This is a genomic window from Streptococcus ruminicola (assembly GCF_011387195.1).
GTDB classification, from domain to species: Bacteria; Bacillota; Bacilli; order Lactobacillales; family Streptococcaceae; genus Streptococcus; species Streptococcus ruminicola.
In genome coordinates this window covers 1,133,160-1,153,497 of sequence record NZ_CP046919.1, presented here as the reverse complement: position 1 = coordinate 1,153,497, position 20,338 = coordinate 1,133,160, and the positions used below count along the sequence as shown (strand labels likewise).

17 protein-coding genes, 2 tRNA genes and 3 rRNA genes are annotated in these 20,338 nt (G+C 40.4%); all 22 read right to left on the bottom strand.

Annotation, left to right across the window (positions count from 1 at the left end; all coding sequences use genetic code 11):
- Window positions 1-11: 11 nt before the first annotated feature.
- The 22 genes from dnaJ to GPZ88_RS05865 all read right to left on the bottom strand — a co-directional run bounded on the left by dnaJ (window position 12) and on the right by GPZ88_RS05865 (window position 20,245).
- Window positions 12-1,151, bottom strand: coding sequence for a molecular chaperone DnaJ (dnaJ, locus tag GPZ88_RS05970; RefSeq protein WP_157327670.1), 1,140 nt, complete (start codon window positions 1,149-1,151; stop codon window positions 12-14).
- Window positions 1,152-1,255: 104 nt separating this feature from the next.
- Window positions 1,256-1,870, bottom strand: coding sequence for a DJ-1/PfpI family protein (locus GPZ88_RS05965; RefSeq protein WP_021141638.1), 615 nt, complete (start codon window positions 1,868-1,870; stop codon window positions 1,256-1,258).
- Between the two features lie 125 nt (window positions 1,871-1,995).
- The gene (dnaK, locus tag GPZ88_RS05960) at window positions 1,996-3,828 is read right to left on the bottom strand and encodes a molecular chaperone DnaK (RefSeq protein ID WP_074965557.1); all 1,833 of its coding nucleotides are present in this window, start codon (window positions 3,826-3,828) and stop codon (window positions 1,996-1,998) included.
- 84 nt (window positions 3,829-3,912) lie between these two features.
- On the bottom strand, window positions 3,913-4,452 hold the full coding sequence (grpE, locus tag GPZ88_RS05955; protein WP_039696008.1) for a nucleotide exchange factor GrpE: 540 nt from the start codon (window positions 4,450-4,452) through the stop codon (window positions 3,913-3,915).
- Between the two features lie 45 nt (window positions 4,453-4,497).
- Window positions 4,498-5,532, bottom strand: a complete 1,035-nt coding sequence (gene hrcA, locus GPZ88_RS05950) for a heat-inducible transcriptional repressor HrcA (RefSeq protein ID WP_039696007.1) — start codon at window positions 5,530-5,532, stop codon at window positions 4,498-4,500.
- 134 nt (window positions 5,533-5,666) lie between these two features.
- Window positions 5,667-6,257, bottom strand: coding sequence for a glycoside hydrolase family 73 protein (locus tag GPZ88_RS05945; RefSeq protein WP_158913162.1), 591 nt, complete (start codon window positions 6,255-6,257; stop codon window positions 5,667-5,669).
- Window positions 6,254-7,030, bottom strand: coding sequence for a M15 family metallopeptidase (locus GPZ88_RS05940; protein WP_158913160.1), 777 nt, complete (start codon window positions 7,028-7,030; stop codon window positions 6,254-6,256). Before GPZ88_RS05940 ends, GPZ88_RS05945 begins: the two co-directional genes overlap by 4 nt.
- Window positions 7,014-7,718, bottom strand: coding sequence for a histidine phosphatase family protein (locus tag GPZ88_RS05935; protein WP_158913158.1), 705 nt, complete (start codon window positions 7,716-7,718; stop codon window positions 7,014-7,016). The genes GPZ88_RS05940 and GPZ88_RS05935 overlap by 17 nt, the downstream gene beginning before the upstream one ends.
- Before the next feature lie 229 nt (window positions 7,719-7,947).
- Entirely contained in the window at window positions 7,948-9,285 is a 1,338-nt protein-coding gene (locus tag GPZ88_RS05930; protein WP_006531013.1) for a PFL family protein, read from the bottom strand.
- Window positions 9,286-9,296: 11 nt separating this feature from the next.
- Window positions 9,297-9,563, bottom strand: a complete 267-nt coding sequence (locus GPZ88_RS05925; RefSeq protein WP_039696002.1) for an ACT domain-containing protein — start codon at window positions 9,561-9,563, stop codon at window positions 9,297-9,299.
- 195 nt (window positions 9,564-9,758) lie between these two features.
- Window positions 9,759-10,235, bottom strand: coding sequence for a sigma-70 RNA polymerase sigma factor region 4 domain-containing protein (locus tag GPZ88_RS05920; RefSeq protein ID WP_166043701.1), 477 nt, complete (start codon window positions 10,233-10,235; stop codon window positions 9,759-9,761).
- Window positions 10,236-10,378: 143 nt separating this feature from the next.
- Window positions 10,379-10,452, bottom strand: a tRNA-Asn gene (locus GPZ88_RS05915).
- 5 nt (window positions 10,453-10,457) lie between these two features.
- Window positions 10,458-10,573: ribosomal RNA gene (gene rrf / locus GPZ88_RS05910) — 5S ribosomal RNA — on the bottom strand.
- A gap of 85 nt (window positions 10,574-10,658) precedes the next feature.
- Window positions 10,659-13,558 (bottom strand): 23S ribosomal RNA (locus tag GPZ88_RS05905).
- Window positions 13,559-13,705: 147 nt separating this feature from the next.
- Window positions 13,706-13,778 (bottom strand) — tRNA-Ala (locus tag GPZ88_RS05900).
- A 54-nt stretch (window positions 13,779-13,832) separates the two neighbouring features.
- Window positions 13,833-15,381 (bottom strand): 16S ribosomal RNA (locus tag GPZ88_RS05895).
- Together the 16S, 23S and 5S rRNA genes with 2 tRNA genes alongside form the textbook arrangement of a ribosomal RNA operon.
- A gap of 583 nt (window positions 15,382-15,964) precedes the next feature.
- On the bottom strand, window positions 15,965-16,357 hold the full coding sequence (gene rpsI / locus GPZ88_RS05890) for a 30S ribosomal protein S9 (RefSeq protein WP_003067667.1): 393 nt from the start codon (window positions 16,355-16,357) through the stop codon (window positions 15,965-15,967).
- Between the two features lie 22 nt (window positions 16,358-16,379).
- Complete coding sequence (rplM, locus tag GPZ88_RS05885; RefSeq protein WP_003063191.1) at window positions 16,380-16,826, bottom strand: 50S ribosomal protein L13; 447 nt, start codon at window positions 16,824-16,826, stop codon at window positions 16,380-16,382.
- 191 nt (window positions 16,827-17,017) lie between these two features.
- The gene (locus GPZ88_RS05880; protein WP_166043699.1) at window positions 17,018-17,974 is read right to left on the bottom strand and encodes a ketopantoate reductase family protein; all 957 of its coding nucleotides are present in this window, start codon (window positions 17,972-17,974) and stop codon (window positions 17,018-17,020) included.
- A gap of 106 nt (window positions 17,975-18,080) precedes the next feature.
- Complete coding sequence (locus GPZ88_RS05875; protein ID WP_166043697.1) at window positions 18,081-18,710, bottom strand: helix-turn-helix transcriptional regulator; 630 nt, start codon at window positions 18,708-18,710, stop codon at window positions 18,081-18,083.
- 109 nt (window positions 18,711-18,819) lie between these two features.
- A complete protein-coding gene (locus GPZ88_RS05870) occupies window positions 18,820-19,302 on the bottom strand; it encodes an ABC transporter permease (protein ID WP_166043695.1) in 483 nt (160 codons plus the stop codon).
- A gap of 82 nt (window positions 19,303-19,384) precedes the next feature.
- The gene (locus GPZ88_RS05865; protein ID WP_166043692.1) at window positions 19,385-20,245 is read right to left on the bottom strand and encodes a DegV family protein; all 861 of its coding nucleotides are present in this window, start codon (window positions 20,243-20,245) and stop codon (window positions 19,385-19,387) included.
- Between the last annotated feature and the right edge of the window lie 93 nt (window positions 20,246-20,338).

Sequence of the window (20,338 nt, the reverse complement as noted above, 5' to 3'; positions counted from 1 at the left end):
TTAGTTTTCAATTATTCACCATCAAAGGCGTCTTTAACTTTGTTGAAGAAACCTTTTTTCTTAGGATTTCCAACTTTGTCGCCACCTGCTTGTGCAAATTGTTTAAGAGCTTCAACTTGTGCATCGTTAAGTTTTGTTGGTGTCACAATATTAACCGTAACGTGTTGGTCACCTTGACCACCACCACGTAATTTTGGAGCACCTTTACCACGGAGTCGGAAAGTCTTACCAGTTTGAGTACCAGCTGGAATTGTCATTTCAACATCACCATGGACAGTTGGTACTTCGACAGTGTCACCAAGAGCTGCTTGAACAAAGCTGATATTCATTGTGTAGTAAATTGTTGAACCATTACGTTCAAATTTATTACTTGGTAAAACATTGATGATAACAAAGAGGTCACCATAAGGTCCACCGTTAAAGCCGGCTTCACCTTGACCTTGCAAGCGAATTTGTTGACCAGTTTCAACACCAGCCGGAATTTTAACAGACACTTTGTGTGTTTTCTTTTCGTGTCCTGTTCCATGACATGTGTGACATGGTTCTTTGATTTCTTTACCTGTACCGTGACAGACATCACATGTCACTTGACGACGCATCATACCAAGTGGTGTTTGTGTATCAACATTAATCACACCTGAACCATGACAACGGCTACATGTTACAGGGCTAGTTCCTGGTTTAGCACCTGAGCCATGACAAGTTGAACATGTTGATTCTCGGTTGTAAGCTACTTCTTTTTCAACACCAAAGACAGCTTCTTCAAATGTCAAATTGACACGGTATTGAAGGTCATCCCCTTGACGAGGTGCGTTTGGATTACGCATTCCGCCGCCGCCACCAAAGAAGCTTGAGAAGATATCTTCAAATCCACCGAATCCAGCTCCATCAAAACCGCCAAAACCACCAGCTCCGCCATTAAAGCCACCGTTAGCTCCAGCAGGTCCGTATTGGTCGTAAGCTGCACGTTTTTGCTCATCACCTAGCGTTTCATAGGCTTCTTGAACCTTTTTGTACTGTTCTTCCGCACCAGGTTCTTTATTAATATCTGGGTGATATTTTTTAGACATTTTGCGGTAAGCTTTTTTGATTTCAGCTTGCGAAGCGTCTTTAGAAACACCCAAACGATCGTAAAATTCTGTATTGTTCATATTAAATACCTTAATTATTTCTTATTCTGACAAAATTTAGCACTTTAAAATCAGCCATAGGGCAATGTTGAAATGCTGCTATAAATTTAGATTCTTGAAACTCATCAAATATGTTCAAAGCAAGACTTAAATTCTGCAAAATCTTCGTCTGACATATTGAAAATCAAATTTTCTGAGGGCTTATCAACCAATTCTACATCATCACACAATCCTAAATTAGCTAATATTTTCTTAGCAAATTCCTGATGTGCGAAACCAATAGCTGTAACAATGTTTTTATCCTGATGAATCGCCTTTGGAATGAAATTTTCTCTAGAAAGAAAGTCAAAATACCCGAAGAAATTTTGCCATATACCACCAGTAAAAGTAGTATTCTCCAATAATCCAGCCTTCGATAATAGAATCGGCGCTGACGATATAGCCGCAACTAGTATTGATTTCCCTTTTAGTTGTTTTAAAAACTGAATCAAAGTATTATCTTTCAACGCAGAAGTAAAATCTGACATTCCTGGTAAAACAACACACGAATAATCATCTAGATTAACTTCATCAAATGTCTTTGTCGCCTGACAAATCAAACCATCTTCAGAAATCACACTTTCTTTGTTAGAAGAAATATAATCGACTTTAATACCATATTGCAATACTAAACTACTGGTCAAATCAACTATTTCATACAATGAAAAGTTCGGGTAAATCACACAAGCAACTTTTTTCATTCTGAGCTCCAAATTAATCAGCATTCTACCCAAAAGCAGAGGCTGGGTTGCAACCTCTGCATTTAGATTTATATTTTCAACATACTGAGTTTCAAACCCAATGTAAATCTGTCTAGAAGACTCAATTATTTTTCAGTGAATTCACCGTCAACAACGTCATCACCATTGTTGTTTGATGAATCAGCTGATTGAGCACCATCAGCACCTTGTGCTGCTTGTTGTGCTGCGGCAGCTTGTTCGTACATTTTAACTGCAAGAGCTTGAGCTTTTTCGTTAAGAGCTTCAAGTTTAGCTTTCATATCTTCAAGATTGTTAGCTTCTTGAGCAGCTTTCAATTCATCAAGAGCAGCTTGAGCAGCATCACGTTCTGTATCAAAACCTTTACCTTCAGTTTCTTTGATTGTTTTTTCTGTTGCAAAGATAGCTTGGTCAACTTCGTTACGAAGATCAACTTCTTCTTTACGTTTAGCATCAGCTTCTGCGTTAGCTTCTGCATCTTTCATCATTTTTTCAATTTCTTCATCAGTCAAACCTGAGTTAGATTGGATAACGATGTGTTGTTCTTTTTGAGTACCAAGGTCTTTAGCTTTAACAGATACGATACCGTTTTTATCAATATCAAACGTTACTTCGATTTGAGGGATACCACGAGGTGCAGCTGGGATATCAGTCAATTGGAAACGACCAAGAGTTTTGTTATCAGCAGCCATTGGACGTTCACCTTGAAGAACGTGGATATCTACAGCTGGTTGGTTATCAGCAGCTGTTGAGAAGACTTGTGATTTAGAAGTTGGGATAGTAGTGTTACGGTCGATAAGTTTTGTAAATACACCACCCATAGTTTCGATACCAAGTGACAATGGAGTAACGTCAAGAAGTACGACATCTTTAACATCACCAGTGATAACACCACCTTGGATAGCAGCACCCATAGCAACTACTTCATCAGGGTTAACTGATTTGTTTGGTTCTTTGCCAGTTTCAGCTTTAACAGCTTCTACAACGGCAGGGATACGAGTTGAACCACCAACAAGGATAACTTCGTCGATTTCAGAGATTGAAAGACCTGCATCTGAAAGAGCTTGACGAACTGGAGTTTTAGTACGTTCAACAAGGTCACGAGTCAAATCATCGAATTTAGCACGTGAAAGGCTTGTTTCCAAGTGAAGAGGTCCAGCAGCTCCTGCAGTGATGAATGGAAGTGAGATTTGTGTTTGAGTAACACCTGAAAGATCTTTTTTAGCTTTTTCAGCAGCATCTTTCAAACGTTGAAGGGCCATTTTATCTTGGCTAAGGTCAATTCCGTTTTCGTTCTTGAAGTCAGCAACTAACCAATCAATAATTTTTTGGTCGAAGTCATCACCACCAAGTTTGTTATCACCTGCTGTAGCAAGTACGTCAAAGACACCATCACCAAGTTCAAGGATAGATACGTCGAATGTACCACCACCAAGGTCAAATACCAAGATTTTTTCATCTTTATCAGTTTTATCAAGACCGTAAGCAAGTGCAGCTGCAGTTGGTTCGTTAACGATACGTTCTACTTCAAGACCAGCGATTTTACCAGCGTCTTTAGTTGCTTGACGTTGAGCATCGTTGAAGTATGCAGGAACTGTGATAACAGCTTTTGTTACTTTTTCACCAAGGTAATCTTCAGCGTAACCTTTAAGGTATTGAAGAATCATTGCTGAGATTTCTTGTGGAGTGTATTCTTTACCGTTTGCAGATACTTTTTCAGAAGTACCCATTTTAGATTTGATAGAGATTACTGTATCTGGGTTAGTTACTGCTTGACGTTTTGCAGCATCACCAACAATGATTTCACCATTTTTGAATGAAACAACTGATGGAGTTGTACGGTTACCTTCTGGGTTTGCAATGATTTTTGATTCAGTTCCTTCAAGAACTGCAACAGCTGAGTTTGTTGTACCTAAGTCAATACCAATAATTTTAGACATGTTCTACCCCTCTTTTTTATATGAATTTATCTTTTTTATGCTTTCTGTTATAGTTTAATGACATTGCGGTCAGGTCATTTGTATTTAGTTGTAAACAACAACCATTGCAGGACGCAACAAGCGTTCATGAAGTTTATAACCTTTTTGAAGAACTTGTGCAATGCTATCCACTGGATGTTCATCATCCGCTGGAAGTGTTTGAACTGCCATGTGCAAGTTGTGGTCAAAGTTTTCAACAACCACTTCTTCAACACCTTCTTCATTAAGTGCACGAACTAGGCTATCGCGTGTCATTTCAAGACCTTTTTTTACATCGTCAGTCAAACCTTCAACAGCAAGAGCTCGTTCCAAGTTATCCAAACTTGGTAAAATAGCTTTTGCTAAATCTTGTGAACGGTATTTTTGCAATTGTTGACGTTCTTCGTTAGCACGACGTTGAATATTTTGCATTTCAGCATGAGCACGAAGGTATTTATTTTCAAAATCTTCAGCACGCTCAAGTGCTTTTTGTAATTCTTCATTTTGAGCATCTTCTTGAGGCTGCTCTTCTACTTTTTCTTCAGTCACAACATCAGTGGCTTCAACTTCTTCTTGAAGTTCTTCGTTTTTAATTTCTTCTGACACTGTGTCCCTCCCTATCTTTTTATCAATTTAATTCAATTACTAAACTTAGTTGACCTCGTAGTGATTACTATTAAGATATCGGTAGTAATCACCAAGTTTCATCGCTAAAACTCGCCCGATAACATTAACCAAGCTAACGCTTCGGCGATAATCCATATCAATGGGACCAATCAAGCTAAGGAGCCCAAATCCACGATAAGGAATCAGAAACTTATGTGTTAAAACAGTCACATTTGCTAAAGCTGGCTCTTGACTATCTGCAACCTGAACATTGGCAATTTCATCTTCTTTCATTGAAGAGCGAAGCGCAACCGCCACTCGTTGGTCATTATCCAAGAAACGGTAAGTCTCCAAATCAGCATAATCAAGCGAATTAACTTTACCAGCTACGAAAACCAATTCTCTGAACAATTCTGCAAAAATATAATCAAACAAATCCAGAACATTATCTGTTACTGTGAAATACTTTTGCAAAACCTGTGGAATTTCTGTTCGTAACTTATAATGGATATCCATCACCGTACGACCAAGCAAACGTTCATCAACGATTTCTTTCAAAGTCACCAAATCTTTCAACATAAAGTTTTTCGGAATGGCAAATTGAATAGTTGCTGGCTTAGATTCATCCAAAGTTAAAACAGCTAAAGCGTCATGACTTGATAGTTGAACAATATCAAAGGCAGTTAATTTCTGGCGGGCTGGTTCAACATCCAAAATCACTGATGTATAACCAGTCATATCAGCCAAGACTTGACTTGCCTTTTGTAAAATATCATCAAGCTTAAAAGCTTCAAAATCAAAAGCCTTAACCACTTGATAAATATCACGTTCATCGATACTATCAAGACTCAATGAATGCTCAACAAAGTACTTAAATCCAGCAGCACTTGGCATCCGTCCACTAGACGTGTGAGCTTTCTCAAGCAACCCTAGCTTTTCAAGTTTAGCCATGTCATTACGAATGGTAGCACTACTTGAATCGATAGTTGCTTGCAAAGTTTTAGAGCCAATAGGTTCATGCGTCTGTGTAAACAATTCAACGATTAAATTCAGAATTTCACTTTGACGTTGTGTTATCATAACCTCGCCCCTTTCAACTTTTAGCACTCATTTACCTCGACTGCTAATTTATAATTCTATTATACTCCTCTAAAAAGCAGTGTCAAGGAAAAAGCATAAAAAATTAGCACTCTTTTTACTAGAGTGCTAATTCCTTATTTATCATATGTTGTTAAGTCATTTTCTTCAATAATAGCAATCAATTTACTCGCATAATTGGGGTCTGAACTAAAGCCCATATCTTGCAGTGCTTGTGCTGGTTTCTTGTACCCTTTGTTAGAAACCATAACGTCATAAGCACCTTCGCTATTACGAATTTTACCTGACTTCAGTAAAGCAAAATAATCATAGATAGCATCATCCCAAGATTTATAAACAGCAAATTGGCCAATTTCAGTTTGCCACTCATTGACAAAATAACGTTTGTATTTCAAAGTCACAGGTTTATTTCCTGGCTGCGCAAAAACAGCAAAGAGATTATGATATTTTACAGCTAGCAAATTTTGACCATAATCAGATTCTAACGCTGCTTGTGCCATCACCAATGACGGACGCACGCCATAAGCTTCTGCCACTTCTTGAACCGCTGGTGCAATGTCAGCAAAAAATTCCGACTTATTATAGGAAACTTTTTCTGTTTTATTTGCACTAGGTGTTGCTCGGTGAGCATATAGCGGTGAAAAAATACCTAGAACCAAAACAGCCAAAAATACAAGAAATTGAACAAAAGAGAATCGAGATTTCATCGTTTATTCTCCTTCAACAAAGCAATGTATTCTTCAAGGCTAAGATTATTATCAGTCATGTATTTTGCTGATTCTTTACCAACATAACGGAAGTGCCAATCTTCATAATCAACACCTGTTGACTCACTTTTTCCTTTTGGAAAACGAAGAACAAATCCATATTCAGGTGCAATAGCTTTTACTTTTTCCACAACATCAACATCACTTTGATTGAGGTAATTAACAGTACTCATATCCATGGCTAAACCAGTTTGGTGTTCACTAGCCCCAGCCGGTTGTGAATACGTCTTAACCAAATCTTCTGCCGCAGACTGTGTCAAACTTGGATCAGCAGCCATTTCCTGCGATACATATGAATTAAACAATTCTTCCTGGTACGCAACGCTTCGGTAACCAGAAATCAAGTGTTCACTAGCGTCAATAGCTTGCGCTGCAGCCAAGAAATTACGAGCATCATCAGCAATACGTGAATCAACCGTAATATTATCAATCTGCGTCAAATCAGGATTCATTTCTGGCGTGATGTGGTCACGATTTACCAAGACCAATTGCCAATCTTTGGTTGAAACATCAGGTAAATTCGCTACTTTTTTCTTAGCAGCTACTGAAGAGGACTTAGCTGATGAACTTTGACTCACCGAAGTAGAAGCATTTCTTGCATTTTCCTTTAACGTCAATCGATTTCCTTGAACGAAAACAAAAATTCCAACAATAAAAATGATAATAACTAATAACCCTAATATTAAGGTTGGTAAACTACGCTTTTTTCTCATCTTTTCTTTCTTCTAATAATTGTCGACCTTTGAGACGATAACTAACATCTCCAATCGATTCAATAATAAATTTGCCATTCTCAAAACTAACAACTGTTACACTACCATTATCTAGTCCAAGACCTCTTGGTGTCGTAGGGTCAATTAACCACAAAAATGTACCAATAGTCATACCATGACTCACTACAATGGCATTGCCGCCGCCTGATGCTTCAATCTTTTTAGCAATAGCAGTAAAACCTTCTAAAATCCGACTACTTAGCTCTTCCCAAGTTTCAGCCCAACCAGCAGTATCAACTTTGTAAATGCCCTTGGCTAATTCTTCGTAAGACAGCTTTGTCATATCCTTATCAAAAACTCGAGGAAGAACACCGTTGAAGAGCTCACCGTCATATCCTCCATCTAGACTACCAAAGCACCACTCACGAATACGTTTATCACGCGTGTAAGTAATATCCTCTTGCTGACATTCTCGCAATATAATTTCCATTGTTTGCAAAGTCCGCCCACTATCACTTGAAAAAGCTTCCTTAAATGTCAAACCCGCAGCCTTTAAGCCAACACCAAGTTCCTGAATACCACGTTCACCCTCAGCAGTCAACGGAGTATCACTCCAACCCTGTGCACGACCGATTGTGTTAAACATTGTCTTACCATGACGAGCAATATACAACCTTGTTTTTACCATTGGCTTCCTCCTATAAACTAGAAACAAACAGAAATAGTGATAACAAAATAAATAGTAATTTAAGACTTTAATGCCACTTTATTATAACATATTTTTCGCTTTGCTCCTTCGTCCAAAACACAATCTTAATTAGGAAAAAGACAAGTTTTTAAAGACGGATTTCAAACAAAAATCTAGGGCAAAAATTACTTTCACCCTAGATATTTTATGACTAAAAATGATTAACAGATTAGTTTTTAAAGCTATGGACAGGCGCAGGAATTTGACCTCCACGGTGAATGAAATCAGCAGACGAATTATGGTTAACACGCATCACTGGTGCAGCACCAAGAAGTCCACCAAATTCAATCATATCGCCTTCTTTACCTTTAGGAATGATACGAACAGCTGTTGTTTTTTGATTAATAACACCAATAGCAGCTTCATCAGCAATCATAGCAGCAATTGTTTCGTGCGGAGTATCCTCAGGAATAGCAATCATATCCAAACCAACTGAACAGATAGCTGTCATAGCTTCAAGTTTTTCTAAATTAAGAGAACCATTTTGAACAGCAGCAATCATTCCTTCATCTTCAGAAACTGGAATGAAAGCACCTGATAGACCACCGACTTGGTTACAAGCCATGATTCCACCTTTTTTAACTTGGTCATTCAAAAGCGCAAGTGCTGCAGTTGTACCGTGAGTACCAACTGCTTCAAGTCCCATTTCTTCAAGAACACGAGCGACAGAATCCCCAACAGCTGGTGTAGGAGCAAGTGAAAGGTCAACAATACCAAATTTAACCCCTAAACGTTCACTAGCCATTTGACCAACTAATTGACCGATACGAGTAATTTTGAAGGCTGTTTTCTTAACAGTTTCTGCAACAACATCGAAGCTTTCACCGCGAACTTTTTCAAGAGCACGTTTGACAACACCAGGACCAGAAACACCGACATTAATGACAACATCCGCTTCACCAACACCATGGAAAGCACCAGCCATGAAAGGATTATCCTCAACCGCATTGGCAAACACAACTAATTTCGCAGCGCCTAAATCAGACAATTGAGCAGTTTCTTTAATCACACGTCCCATGTCAGCAACAGCAGTCATATTGATACCAGATTTTGTTGAACCAATATTTACTGATGAACATACTTTTTCAGTCTCAGCAAGTGCACGAGGAATTGAATTAATCAAGATTTCATCGCCTTTTTGGTAACCTTTTTGAACCAATGCAGAAAAACCACCGATGAAATCAATACCAATTTCATGTGCAGCTTTATCTAAAGCATGTGCAAGTGGAAGATAGTCTGTCGCATCAGTTGCAGCACCAATAATTGAAATTGGTGTAACTGAAACACGTTTATTTACAATTGGAATACCAAGCTCAGCAGCAATTTCATCTCCAACTTCAACAAGAGAACCAGCTTTTTCGACTACTTTTTTATAAATTTTATCAGCAGCTTTATTAATATCAGGATCGATACAATCAAGAAGAGAAATTCCCATCGTAATAGTACGAACATCGAAATTTTGCTCTTCAATCATTGCAATTGTTTCAGTAACTTGTCTAATATCCACAGCTAGCCTCCTTAAATATTGTACATAGCGTCAAAAATCGCTGCGCTTTGAATGTTAATTTTGACGTTAAGCGTGTCCCCATAAGCTTCAAATTCAGAGCGTAATTTTGTGAAATCTTGTTTTTCATCAGATGAAACAACAGCCATCATTGTGAAAAAATCATCCAAAACAGTTTGAGAAATATCATCAATATTCAAACCAAACTCAGCAATTTTTGCTGAAACACCTGCTACAATACCTGCTTTATCTTTTCCGACAACAGTAATAATTGCTTTCATGAGAAGCCTCCAAAACTAATATTTGTTCAATTTTACCACAATTTTCTGAAAAATTCCATTTAATTAGCAAAATAATTCGCTAATAACGAATTATTTTAGAATATTTAAAACAAATATTCATGTTTTAGGTCTAAAATTGGATTTTTCTTCCGGGCAGAAGAGTAAGTAAAAAGGCCAGAATCCTCTGGTCTTTTCTTATGGTCTAAAATCTGAGAAATACGGTTCAATGCTTTTTAAAAAGGCTTTCTTCCCTTCAAAACGTTCCCCACGAATCACTTTTTCCAACTTTAGTCGGTCTTCTCTTCCCAATGTTCTTCGTAAACGTGCTAAGCTATCCTGATAAGCCACGTAATCTGCGACTTCAAAGAAAGATACCTGGGGCACACAGTGACTAATATCACCAATTTCTTCATAAGGCATACGATTAAATTTCCTCTTAAAGGATTCCTGATGGCGGATAATATCTTTAACATGGTTAGAAAATTTTGTTTTAAAGTAGCTATAGCGTTTGCCTTCATTAATTAAGAGGTCTGGCTGTTCCTCTAAGAGTTGAAAGAAAACAATTCGACCTTCTTGAATCCAATCTTCATAATCCCAAAGTTTGACAAAATAATGACGGCGTAATTTTAAAATAATTGGTTTAACCGTTTGAAAATAGCGTTCAAAATCCACTGTTACGATCTCCTTTGTCCTTTTTTATGTTAAGGTACTCTTATTATAAAAAGAATTAGGAAAAAGGAACATGACAAAAATGTCCAAATGAATGCACAAAAAAAGCAACTCATCTGAGTTGCTCTCCGTCTACCGCTTTTAAACTCCGCCAGTAGGACTCGAACCTACGACATCATGATTAACAGTCATGCGCTACTACCAACTGAGCTATGGCGGATAAATGCTAAGCGACTACCATATCTAACAGGGGGCAACCCCCAACTACATCAGGCGTGCTAGGGCTTAACTTCTGTGTTCGGCATGGGAACAGGTGTATCTCCTAGGCTATCGTCACTTAACTATGATTGATTATCCAATCAAAATTGAATACCTATATATTCTAACAAGAAACCGACTCGCTGTCAATATTGACTCGTTTCTTTTTTGGATAAGTCCTCGAGCTATTAGTATTAGTCCGCTACATGTGTCACCACACTTACACTTCTAACCTATCTACCTGATCATCTCTCAGGGCTCTTACTGATATAAAATCATGGGAAATCTCATCTTGAGGTGGGCTTCACACTTAGATGCTTTCAGCGTTTATCCCTTCCCTACATAGCTACCCAGCGATGCCTTTGGCAAGACAACTGGTACACCAGCGGTAAGTCCACTCTGGTCCTCTCGTACTAGGAGCAGATCCTCTCAAATTTCCTACGCCCGCGACGGATAGGGACCGAACTGTCTCACGACGTTCTGAACCCAGCTCGCGTGCCGCTTTAATGGGCGAACAGCCCAACCCTTGGGACCGACTACAGCCCCAGGATGCGACGAGCCGACATCGAGGTGCCAAACCTCCCCGTCGATGTGAACTCTTGGGGGAGATAAGCCTGTTATCCCCAGGGTAGCTTTTATCCGTTGAGCGATGGCCCTTCCATGCGGAACCACCGGATCACTAAGCCCGACTTTCGTCCCTGCTCGAGTTGTAGCTCTCGCAGTCAAGCTCCCTTATACCTTTACACTCTGCGAATGATTTCCAACCATTCTGAGGGAACCTTTGGGCGCCTCCGTTACCTTTTAGGAGGCGACCGCCCCAGTCAAACTGCCCGTCAGACACTGTCTCCGATAGGGATAACCTATCTAGGTTAGAGTAGCCATAACACAAGGGTAGTATCCCAACAACGCCTCCACCGAAACTAGCGTCCCGATTTCATAGGCTCCTACCTATCCTGTACATGTGGTACAGATACTCAATATCAAACTGCAGTAAAGCTCCATGGGGTCTTTCCGTCCTGTCGCGGGTAACCTGCATCTTCACAGGTACTAAAATTTCACCGAGTCTCTCGTTGAGACAGTGCCCAAATCATTACGCCTTTCGTGCGGGTCGGAACTTACCCGACAAGGAATTTCGCTACCTTAGGACCGTTATAGTTACGGCCGCCGTTTACTGGGGCTTCAATTCACACCTTCGCTAATGCTAAGCGCTCCTCTTAACCTTCCAGCACCGGGCAGGCGTCACCCCCTATACATCATCTTACGATTTAGCAGAGAGCTGTGTTTTTGATAAACAGTTGCTTGGGCCTATTCACTGCGGCTGACTTAAAGCCAGCGCCCCTTCTCCCGAAGTTACGGGGCCATTTTGCCGAGTTCCTTAACGAGAGTTCTCTCGCTCACCTGAGGCTACTCGCCTCGACTACCTGTGTCGGTTTGCGGTACGGGTAGAGTATAATTAACGCTAGAAGCTTTTCTTGGCAGTGTGACATCACTAACTTCGCTACTTAACTTCGCTCCCCATCACAGCTCAATGTTAGAGATATAAGCATTTGACTCATATCACACCTCACTGCTTAGACGTGCACTTCCAATCGCACGCTTTAGTTAGCCTACTGCGTCCCTCCATCACTATATACTCTAGTACAGGAATATCAACCTGTTGTCCATCGGATACACCTTTCGGTCTCTCCTTAGGTCCCGACTAACCCAGGGAGGACGAGCCTTCCCCTGGAAACCTTAGTCATACGGTGGACAGGATTCTCACCTGTCTTTCGCTACTCATACCGGCATTCTCACTTCTATGCGTTCCAGCGCTCCTCACGGTACACCTTCTTCACACATAGAACGCTCTCCTACCATACCTAAAAGGTATCCACAGCTTCGGTAATATGTTTTAGCCCCGGTACATTTTCGGCGCAGGGTCACTCGACTAGTGAGCTATTACGCACTCTTTGAATGAATAGCTGCTTCTAAGCTAACATCCTAGTTGTCTGTGCAACCCCACATCCTTTTCCACTTAACATATATTTTGGGACCTTAGCTGGTGGTCTGGGCTGTTTCCCTTTCGACTACGGATCTTAGCACTCGCAGTCTGACTGCCGATTATATCTCATTGGCATTCGGAGTTTATCTGATATTGGTAATCCGGGATGGACCCCTCAATCAAACAGTGCTCTACCTCCAAGAGACTTAACATCGACGCTAGCCCTAAAGCTATTTCGGAGAGAACCAGCTATCTCCAAGTTCGTTTGGAATTTCTCCGCTACCCACAAGTCATCCAAGCACTTTTCAACGTGCCCTGGTTCGGGCCTCCAGTGAGTTTTACCTCACCTTCACCCTGCTCATGGGTAGGTCACATGGTTTCGGGTCTACGACATGATACTAATGCGCCCTATTAAGACTCGGTTTCCCTACGGCTCCGTCTCTTCAACTTAACCTCGCATCATATCGTAACTCGCCGGTTCATTCTACAAAAGGCACGCTCTCACCCATTAACGGGCTCGAACTTGTTGTAGGCACACGGTTTCAGGTTCTATTTCACTCCCCTCCCGGGGTGCTTTTCACCTTTCCCTCACGGTACTGGTTCACTATCGGTCACTAGAGAGTATTTAGGGTTAGGAGATGGTCCTCCCAGATTCCGACGAGATTTCTCGTGTCTCGCCGTACTCAGGATACTGCTAGGGTTAAAGACTATTTCGAATACGAGGCTGTTACTCTCTTTGGCTTACCTTCCCAGGTAATTCTTCTATAATCTTGTCGTCCCACGTCGCAGTCCTACAACCCCGATGTGTAAACACATCGGTTTGCCCTCTTACCATTTCGCTCGCCGCTACTAAGGCAATCGCGTTTGCTTTCTCTTCCTGCAGCTACTTAGATGTTTCAGTTCACTGCGTCTTCCTCTTCATTACCTTAACAGTAATGAGTGACATGCATTACATGCCGGGTTCCCCCATTCGGACATCTCTGGATCAATGTTTACTTACAACTCCCCAAAGCATTTCGTCGTTAGTCACGTCCTTCATCGGCTTCTAGTGCCAAGGCATCCACCGTGCGCCCTTATTAACTTAACCTTATTTTGGTCTGTTGACCTTAAACTCATTAAATCACAGCGTTTCGGTTTATTTCTTGTTACTATCTACAATTCAATTTCTTGAATCGTGGAATTTGATATAGATATTCAATTTTCAATGGACAATCTTTTGAATCTTTCGATTCAATGGAGCCTAGCGGGATCGAACCGCTGACCTCCTGCGTGCAAAGCAGGCGCTCTCCCAGCTGAGCTAAGGCCCCACAAGACCTCTCAAAACTAAACAATACTCCAAACGTGCTTCCGTTTATCCTTAGAAAGGAGGTGATCCAGCCGCACCTTCCGATACGGCTACCTTGTTACGACTTCACCCCAATCATCTATCCCACCTTAGGCGGCTGGCTCCTAAAAGGTTACCTCACCGACTTCGGGTGTTACAAACTCTCGTGGTGTGACGGGCGGTGTGTACAAGGCCCGGGAACGTATTCACCGCGGCGTGCTGATCCGCGATTACTAGCGATTCCGACTTCATGTAGGCGAGTTGCAGCCTACAATCCGAACTGAGATTGGCTTTAAGAGATTTGCTTGCCGTCACCGACTCGCGACTCGTTGTACCAACCATTGTAGCACGTGTGTAGCCCAGGTCATAAGGGGCATGATGATTTGACGTCATCCCCACCTTCCTCCGGTTTATTACCGGCAGTCTCGCTAGAGTGCCCAACTTAATGATGGCAACTAACAATAGGGGTTGCGCTCGTTGCGGGACTTAACCCAACATCTCACGACACGAGCTGACGACAACCATGCACCACCTGTCACCGATGTTCCGAAGAAACTTCCTATCTCTAGGAATAGCATCGGGATGTCAAGACCTGGTAAGGTTCTTCGCGTTGCTTCGAATTAAACCACATGCTCCACCGCTTGTGCGGGCCCCCGTCAATTCCTTTGAGTTTCAACCTTGCGGTCGTACTCCCCAGGCGGAGTGCTTAATGCGTTAGCTGCGGCACTAAGCCCCGGAAAGGGCCTAACACCTAGCACTCATCGTTTACGGCGTGGACTACCAGGGTATCTAATCCTGTTTGCTCCCCACGCTTTCGAGCCTCAGCGTCAGTTACAGACCAGAGAGCCGCTTTCGCCACCGGTGTTCCTCCATATATCTACGCATTTCACCGCTACACATGGAATTCCACTCTCCCCTTCTGCACTCAAGTCTAACAGTTTCCAAAGCGAACAATGGTTAAGCCACTGCCTTTAACTTCAGACTTATTAAACCGCCTGCGCTCGCTTTACGCCCAATAAATCCGGACAACGCTCGGGACCTACGTATTACCGCGGCTGCTGGCACGTAGTTAGCCGTCCCTTTCTGGTAAGTTACCGTCACTGTGTGAACTTTCCACTCTCACACACGTTCTTCTCTTACAACAGAGCTTTACGATCCGAAAACCTTCTTCACTCACGCGGCGTTGCTCGGTCAGGGTTGCCCCCATTGCCGAAGATTCCCTACTGCTGCCTCCCGTAGGAGTCTGGGCCGTGTCTCAGTCCCAGTGTGGCCGATCACCCTCTCAGGTCGGCTATGTATCGTCGCCTTGGTGAGCCGTTACCTCACCAACTAGCTAATACAACGCAGGTCCATCTACTAGTGAAGCAATTGCTCCTTTCAAGCATCTAACATGGGTTAAATGCTGTTATGCGGTATTAGCTATCGTTTCCAATAGTTATCCCCCGCTAGTAGGCAGGTTACCTACGCGTTACTCACCCGTTCGCAACTCTTCCAACTTTAGCAAGCTAAAGTCTTCAGCGTTCTACTTGCATGTATTAGGCACGCCGCCAGCGTTCGTCCTGAGCCAGGATCAAACTCTCATTTAATCTTGTTCTCATTCTGTCACTGACAGATTTATCGTTTTTGACAGGTTACTTCCGTAACCCGCACGTTTGGTTCGTATTGTTCAGTTTTCAAAGGTCTTTGTCTCATCCGAGACAACTTCTATATTCTATCAAATTTGAAACTCGTTGTCAACATCTTTTTCAAGAAATTTTCAAGTTCTTTTCAAATTTGTTACCGTCGTCCTCTCGAACAACAGCTATATTAGTTTAGCATTTCTAACTCGCTTTGTCAAGAACTTTTTTAACTTTTTTTCAAAGCCTTTTGAAATGTTTGCTGCCTCAAACAACAGCTTATTTAGTATACTAAACTTCATTTCCTCTGTCAACAGGTTTTTTAGCTTTTTTTGATTTATTCGATCAGACGCTCTCACAGGCTCTATTTAAGCATCAAATCACGTTCTATCACTTTTCCCTTTTATAGGGCAGTAAGACTCTTTGAGGCTTTTTAAAAGGCACATGACTGCATTCTGAGTTTCTTCTCTAAATTTCTACTCCAATAAATTTTTCAAAAAACAAAAAAAGAACACTCTTTGGAGTGTTCTTCTGTACAAATCTGAAAAACGGATTAACGTTTTGAGAATTGTGAAGCTTTACGAGCTTTTTTAAGACCTGGTTTTTTACGTTCAACCATACGTGCATCACGTGTAAGAAGACCAGCGCGTTTCAATGAATCACGGAAGTCTGGGTCTACTTGAAGCAATGCGCGAGCGATACCGTGACGGATAGCTCCTGATTGACCTGCGTAACCACCACCTACAACGTTAACGAAAACGTCGTATGAACCTACAGTTGAAGTAACTGCGAATGGTTGGTTAATAACAAGACGAAGGTCAGCATGTGGGATGTATTCTTCTACATCTTTTTTGTTAACTGTGATTTTACCAGTACCTGGGACCAAACGTACGCGTGCAACAGCGTTTTTACGACGACCAGTACCTGTGTATTGTGCTTGTGCCATTTAATAGATGCTCCTTTCTCTCTTAGATAAGTCCTTTAATATCAAGTACTTCTGGTTGTTGAGCAGCGTGTGTGTGTTCGCTACCTACGAAGACTTTCAATTTCATGCCTTGTGCACGTCCAAGAGTGTTGTGTGGAAGCATGCCTTTAACTGATTTTTCAATCAAGCGAACAGCATTTTTAGAACGAAGTTCACCTGCTGAGATTTGTTTCAATCCACCTGGATACATTGAGTGAGTGTAGTAGATTTTATCAGTTGCTTTTTTACCAGTTAATTTAACTTTTTCAGCATTGATAACGATAACGAAGTCACCTGTATCAGTGTGTGGTGTGAATGTTGGTTTGTTTTTTCCGCGAAGTACGCTAGCAACTACTGCAGAAAGACGTCCAAGAGGTACATCTGTTGCGTCAACAACGTACCATTTACGTTCAACTTGGCCTGGTTTAGCCATGAATGTTGTTTTGTTCATGAGTTCTCCTATACGAATTCGTTTTTGTTTACAAAGTGTGGATGTTCCGGTCCACGAGTTATTTGAAAGGTTCCGGGGCCTTACAAATGGGGTAAACAATACCGTTTATTATAATACCAAAAAAAGTGGTAGTAAGTCAACAGTTATGACTAATCTTTTCTAAGTTTTTTCGTCTTTTTAAAAGAAAACGCTTAGCGGTATTTTCGCGTGTTTTCAGCTAGATGAACTAGGTGACGCAAGAAGTCATGTGTCTTGGCTTGGTAGCCGTTTGCTAAGCCCAACTCATAAATATAGCCATTAATATAATCTACTTCTGTCTGACGCCCTTTGCTCATATCTTGATACATTGATGGGTAATGAAGTGGACTCGTTTCTGCACTAACATATCGAATAGTCTCCCATTCTTGCTCACGACTGCCAAGTGGCTTTATTCCAGCTAACTCTGCGACTTCATACGCTTCATCGATTAGTTGTCTCCCCAGTTTCTCTGCTCCCTGATAATCAATAAATTGACCCATTCGGATTTCAAAAAGAGTACAAATTGTATTAATCACAGAATTGAAAACTACCTTTGTATAAAGAGTTCCTAAAAAATTATCCGTCAGATTTGGATTAAGATTTGATGCACTAAAATCAGCAATAATCTGCTTTTGAACGCTATCGACATAACCGGACTGTGCAGCTAAATTAATCGAACCTGCGCCAGCCCTTCCGATAAAATCGACATCTCCTGCTGCTTTTAAAACTGTCCCAATTAAACAAGTTCCTGCTAAAACTTTTTCAGGTGCGAAATATTGATTAATTTTTTCAATATGTCCCATGCCGTTCATTCCCGTAAAAACATACTGGCTACTATTGAAGAAGTGTTTGCTTCGCTCCAATAATTCTTGCAGATGCATTTGTTTGTCAAAAATAATCAAGACATCTGGTTTTCCACGATAGTTTTCTGGTAGATAAATATCAATTGGAACCAAATGACGATTCTTGCCATCACGTGACTGGTAGACACCACCTTGTTTTTGAATTGTATCAACTTGTTCTTGCCAAGTATCGATAAAATCAACTTGAGCTTTCAAATGTTCCTTCAGCAATAGGCCAAAGCGTAGTCCCATCGCACCACTTCCAAGTACAGCATACGATAAAGTCATCAATCTACCTCCCTTGATTTTTTTAAAATTATATCACTTCTATCAAGGAAGAAGGCAAATTGTGGGTATTGAATTTTTTTATGACTGGTTATAACTATTGTGAAATCTACCCCTTAACACGAACATCATAGTCCAGACTAACAACCTTCTCGTGATAATTGTCAGCAGTGATTTGAACTTTATAAGACCCTTTTTTAAAGTAAAGTTTTTGGCTATCTTTTAATTCATCGCCATCAAGTTGATAGCAACACTTGTTATTTTCATCAACAATACTTAAATGTAAATCTCCATCATCTGTCATGCCATTTACTTTAAGATTCAACTTTTCATCTTCTGGCAATGTGAAATAACCTTTAGCAACTTCTAAAGTTTTTTGGCTAGTTGCACTTTGACCATAAGTCTTATCTTTTTTCATTGAAAACTTAACTGAGTGTTCTGCATTATAGTTGTACAAAAAGAATGCTCCGATAAGGCAAACCACTGTGGCAATCACAGCAAGCATTGGCCACAGTTTCTTCTGCTTCTCAGAATTTTTTGCTACACTTGGTATAGTTTCTTTTTTAATTAATTGGTCAACAGAGATGCCAAAATAATCACTAATTTTAACCAGCATTTCTACATCTGGATAGCTTTTCCCATTTTCCCAATTTGATACAGTCTGCCTTGATACATGAAAAATATTGGCAAAATCATCTTGACTCATCTGATATTGTTTTCGTAATTCACTGATATTCATTTTTTCCACCTTTCACCAAAATTATCCTCTTTTTTTCATTTGAATACTAGCAAATACCTTTTGACATCATAGCAAAACTCTTTGACATATCCCATTTAGCAATTTGACGTTACAAAAATTGCAGCAAATAACCATCTATTACGGCAATTAGAAGATACATCACAAAAGCTCTTGTAAATGATTCTATATGTTTTCTAGGATTCTGATATAAGTCTTTTTCAGGGATTTTTGTAAAACGAATGCGTTTTGTACGTCTCCACCAAATTAAATCAATCACAAGTAAATCAAACAAATTCAATCCTTGTCCTATAATGCTTAAACAAATGAAATTATGTAAAAAGTTTGGCTTTCTAATAGCTATTCCCAAAATAAATAATATTACCAAAAAGATTAAAAAATTTTGCAAGAATGCCACACACTTATTAGTTGTTTTAACTTTTGCTCGATAATCCTCATTATTTCTTATCAAAGTCTGAACTTCATCTGGATACGATGAAAAACTTTTTAAATTTTTATCATCAGTTCCTGTCCCTAAAAAGCACAAGATAAAAAAGAACAGACACAAACCAACCGTCTCAATAGCTACAACCATCTTCCCTCACTCCAATTCAAATATTAAATACCACCGTCATTATGTTTTACAAAAAAAGCAGACTAAGTCCACTTTTTTGATTTTATCGTGCGTCTTTTCCGATTGTAAAGACAGCTAACGTTCCAGGCCCTACGTGAGCTGAGATAACTGGACCTAATGGCATAATAAGAACATCATCAATCATGTCATGTTCGAGCAATGACTCTTTCAAGCTTTCAGCCCCTTCTACATCATTGGCATAAGCGACAACAGCTGTTCGGTGAGCTAGGGATTCTGTTGCCTGTGCCACAACTTCCTTTAAAGCTTTTTTACGGCCACGAATTTTTGCTAGTGGAACAAGTTTTCCTGTGGCATCCAACCACAAAAGAGGTTTGATATTAGCTAAACTTCCCATGATAGCAGATGTTTTTGATAAACGACCGCCACGCATCAAATGATAAAGGTCATCAACTAGGAAATATGTTCGTAAGCGAGGCAAAATATCAATAATCATCGCTTTAGTTTCTTCGAGTGTCTTGCCTTCATCACGCGCTGCAGCTGCTAGGACAGATAAATACCCTTCTCCACCTGCTGCTGCCAAGGTATCAACGATTTCGATAGTCGCATCTGGAAATTCTTCTAAAACAAGATCACGCGCAATCATTGAACTTTGGTAAGTTCCTGATAAGACAGAAGAAAAAGCTAGGTAAAGCACCTCATCACCATTTTGTGCATGACGACGGAAACTTTCTTCAAATTGTCCCACATTAACTTGACTAGTTGTAGGTTTACCACCATTTTTCATACTTTCTAGCAATTTTTCACTAGTCAAACGATTTGGACCAACCGTTTCATAGATTTCCCCGTCTAATTGAATGGTTAGTCCTAGGATTTCAACATCATGAGCAGTTGCCCAATTTTCATCTAAGTCTGCTGTTGAATCCGTTAGTAATTTAAAAGTCATAATTCTCCCTTTACTATAAAAACAATCATACGTTCAGTGTTATCAATCATTGTCACCAAAAATACTTTGATAATCAAATGAATTCTTTTCCAT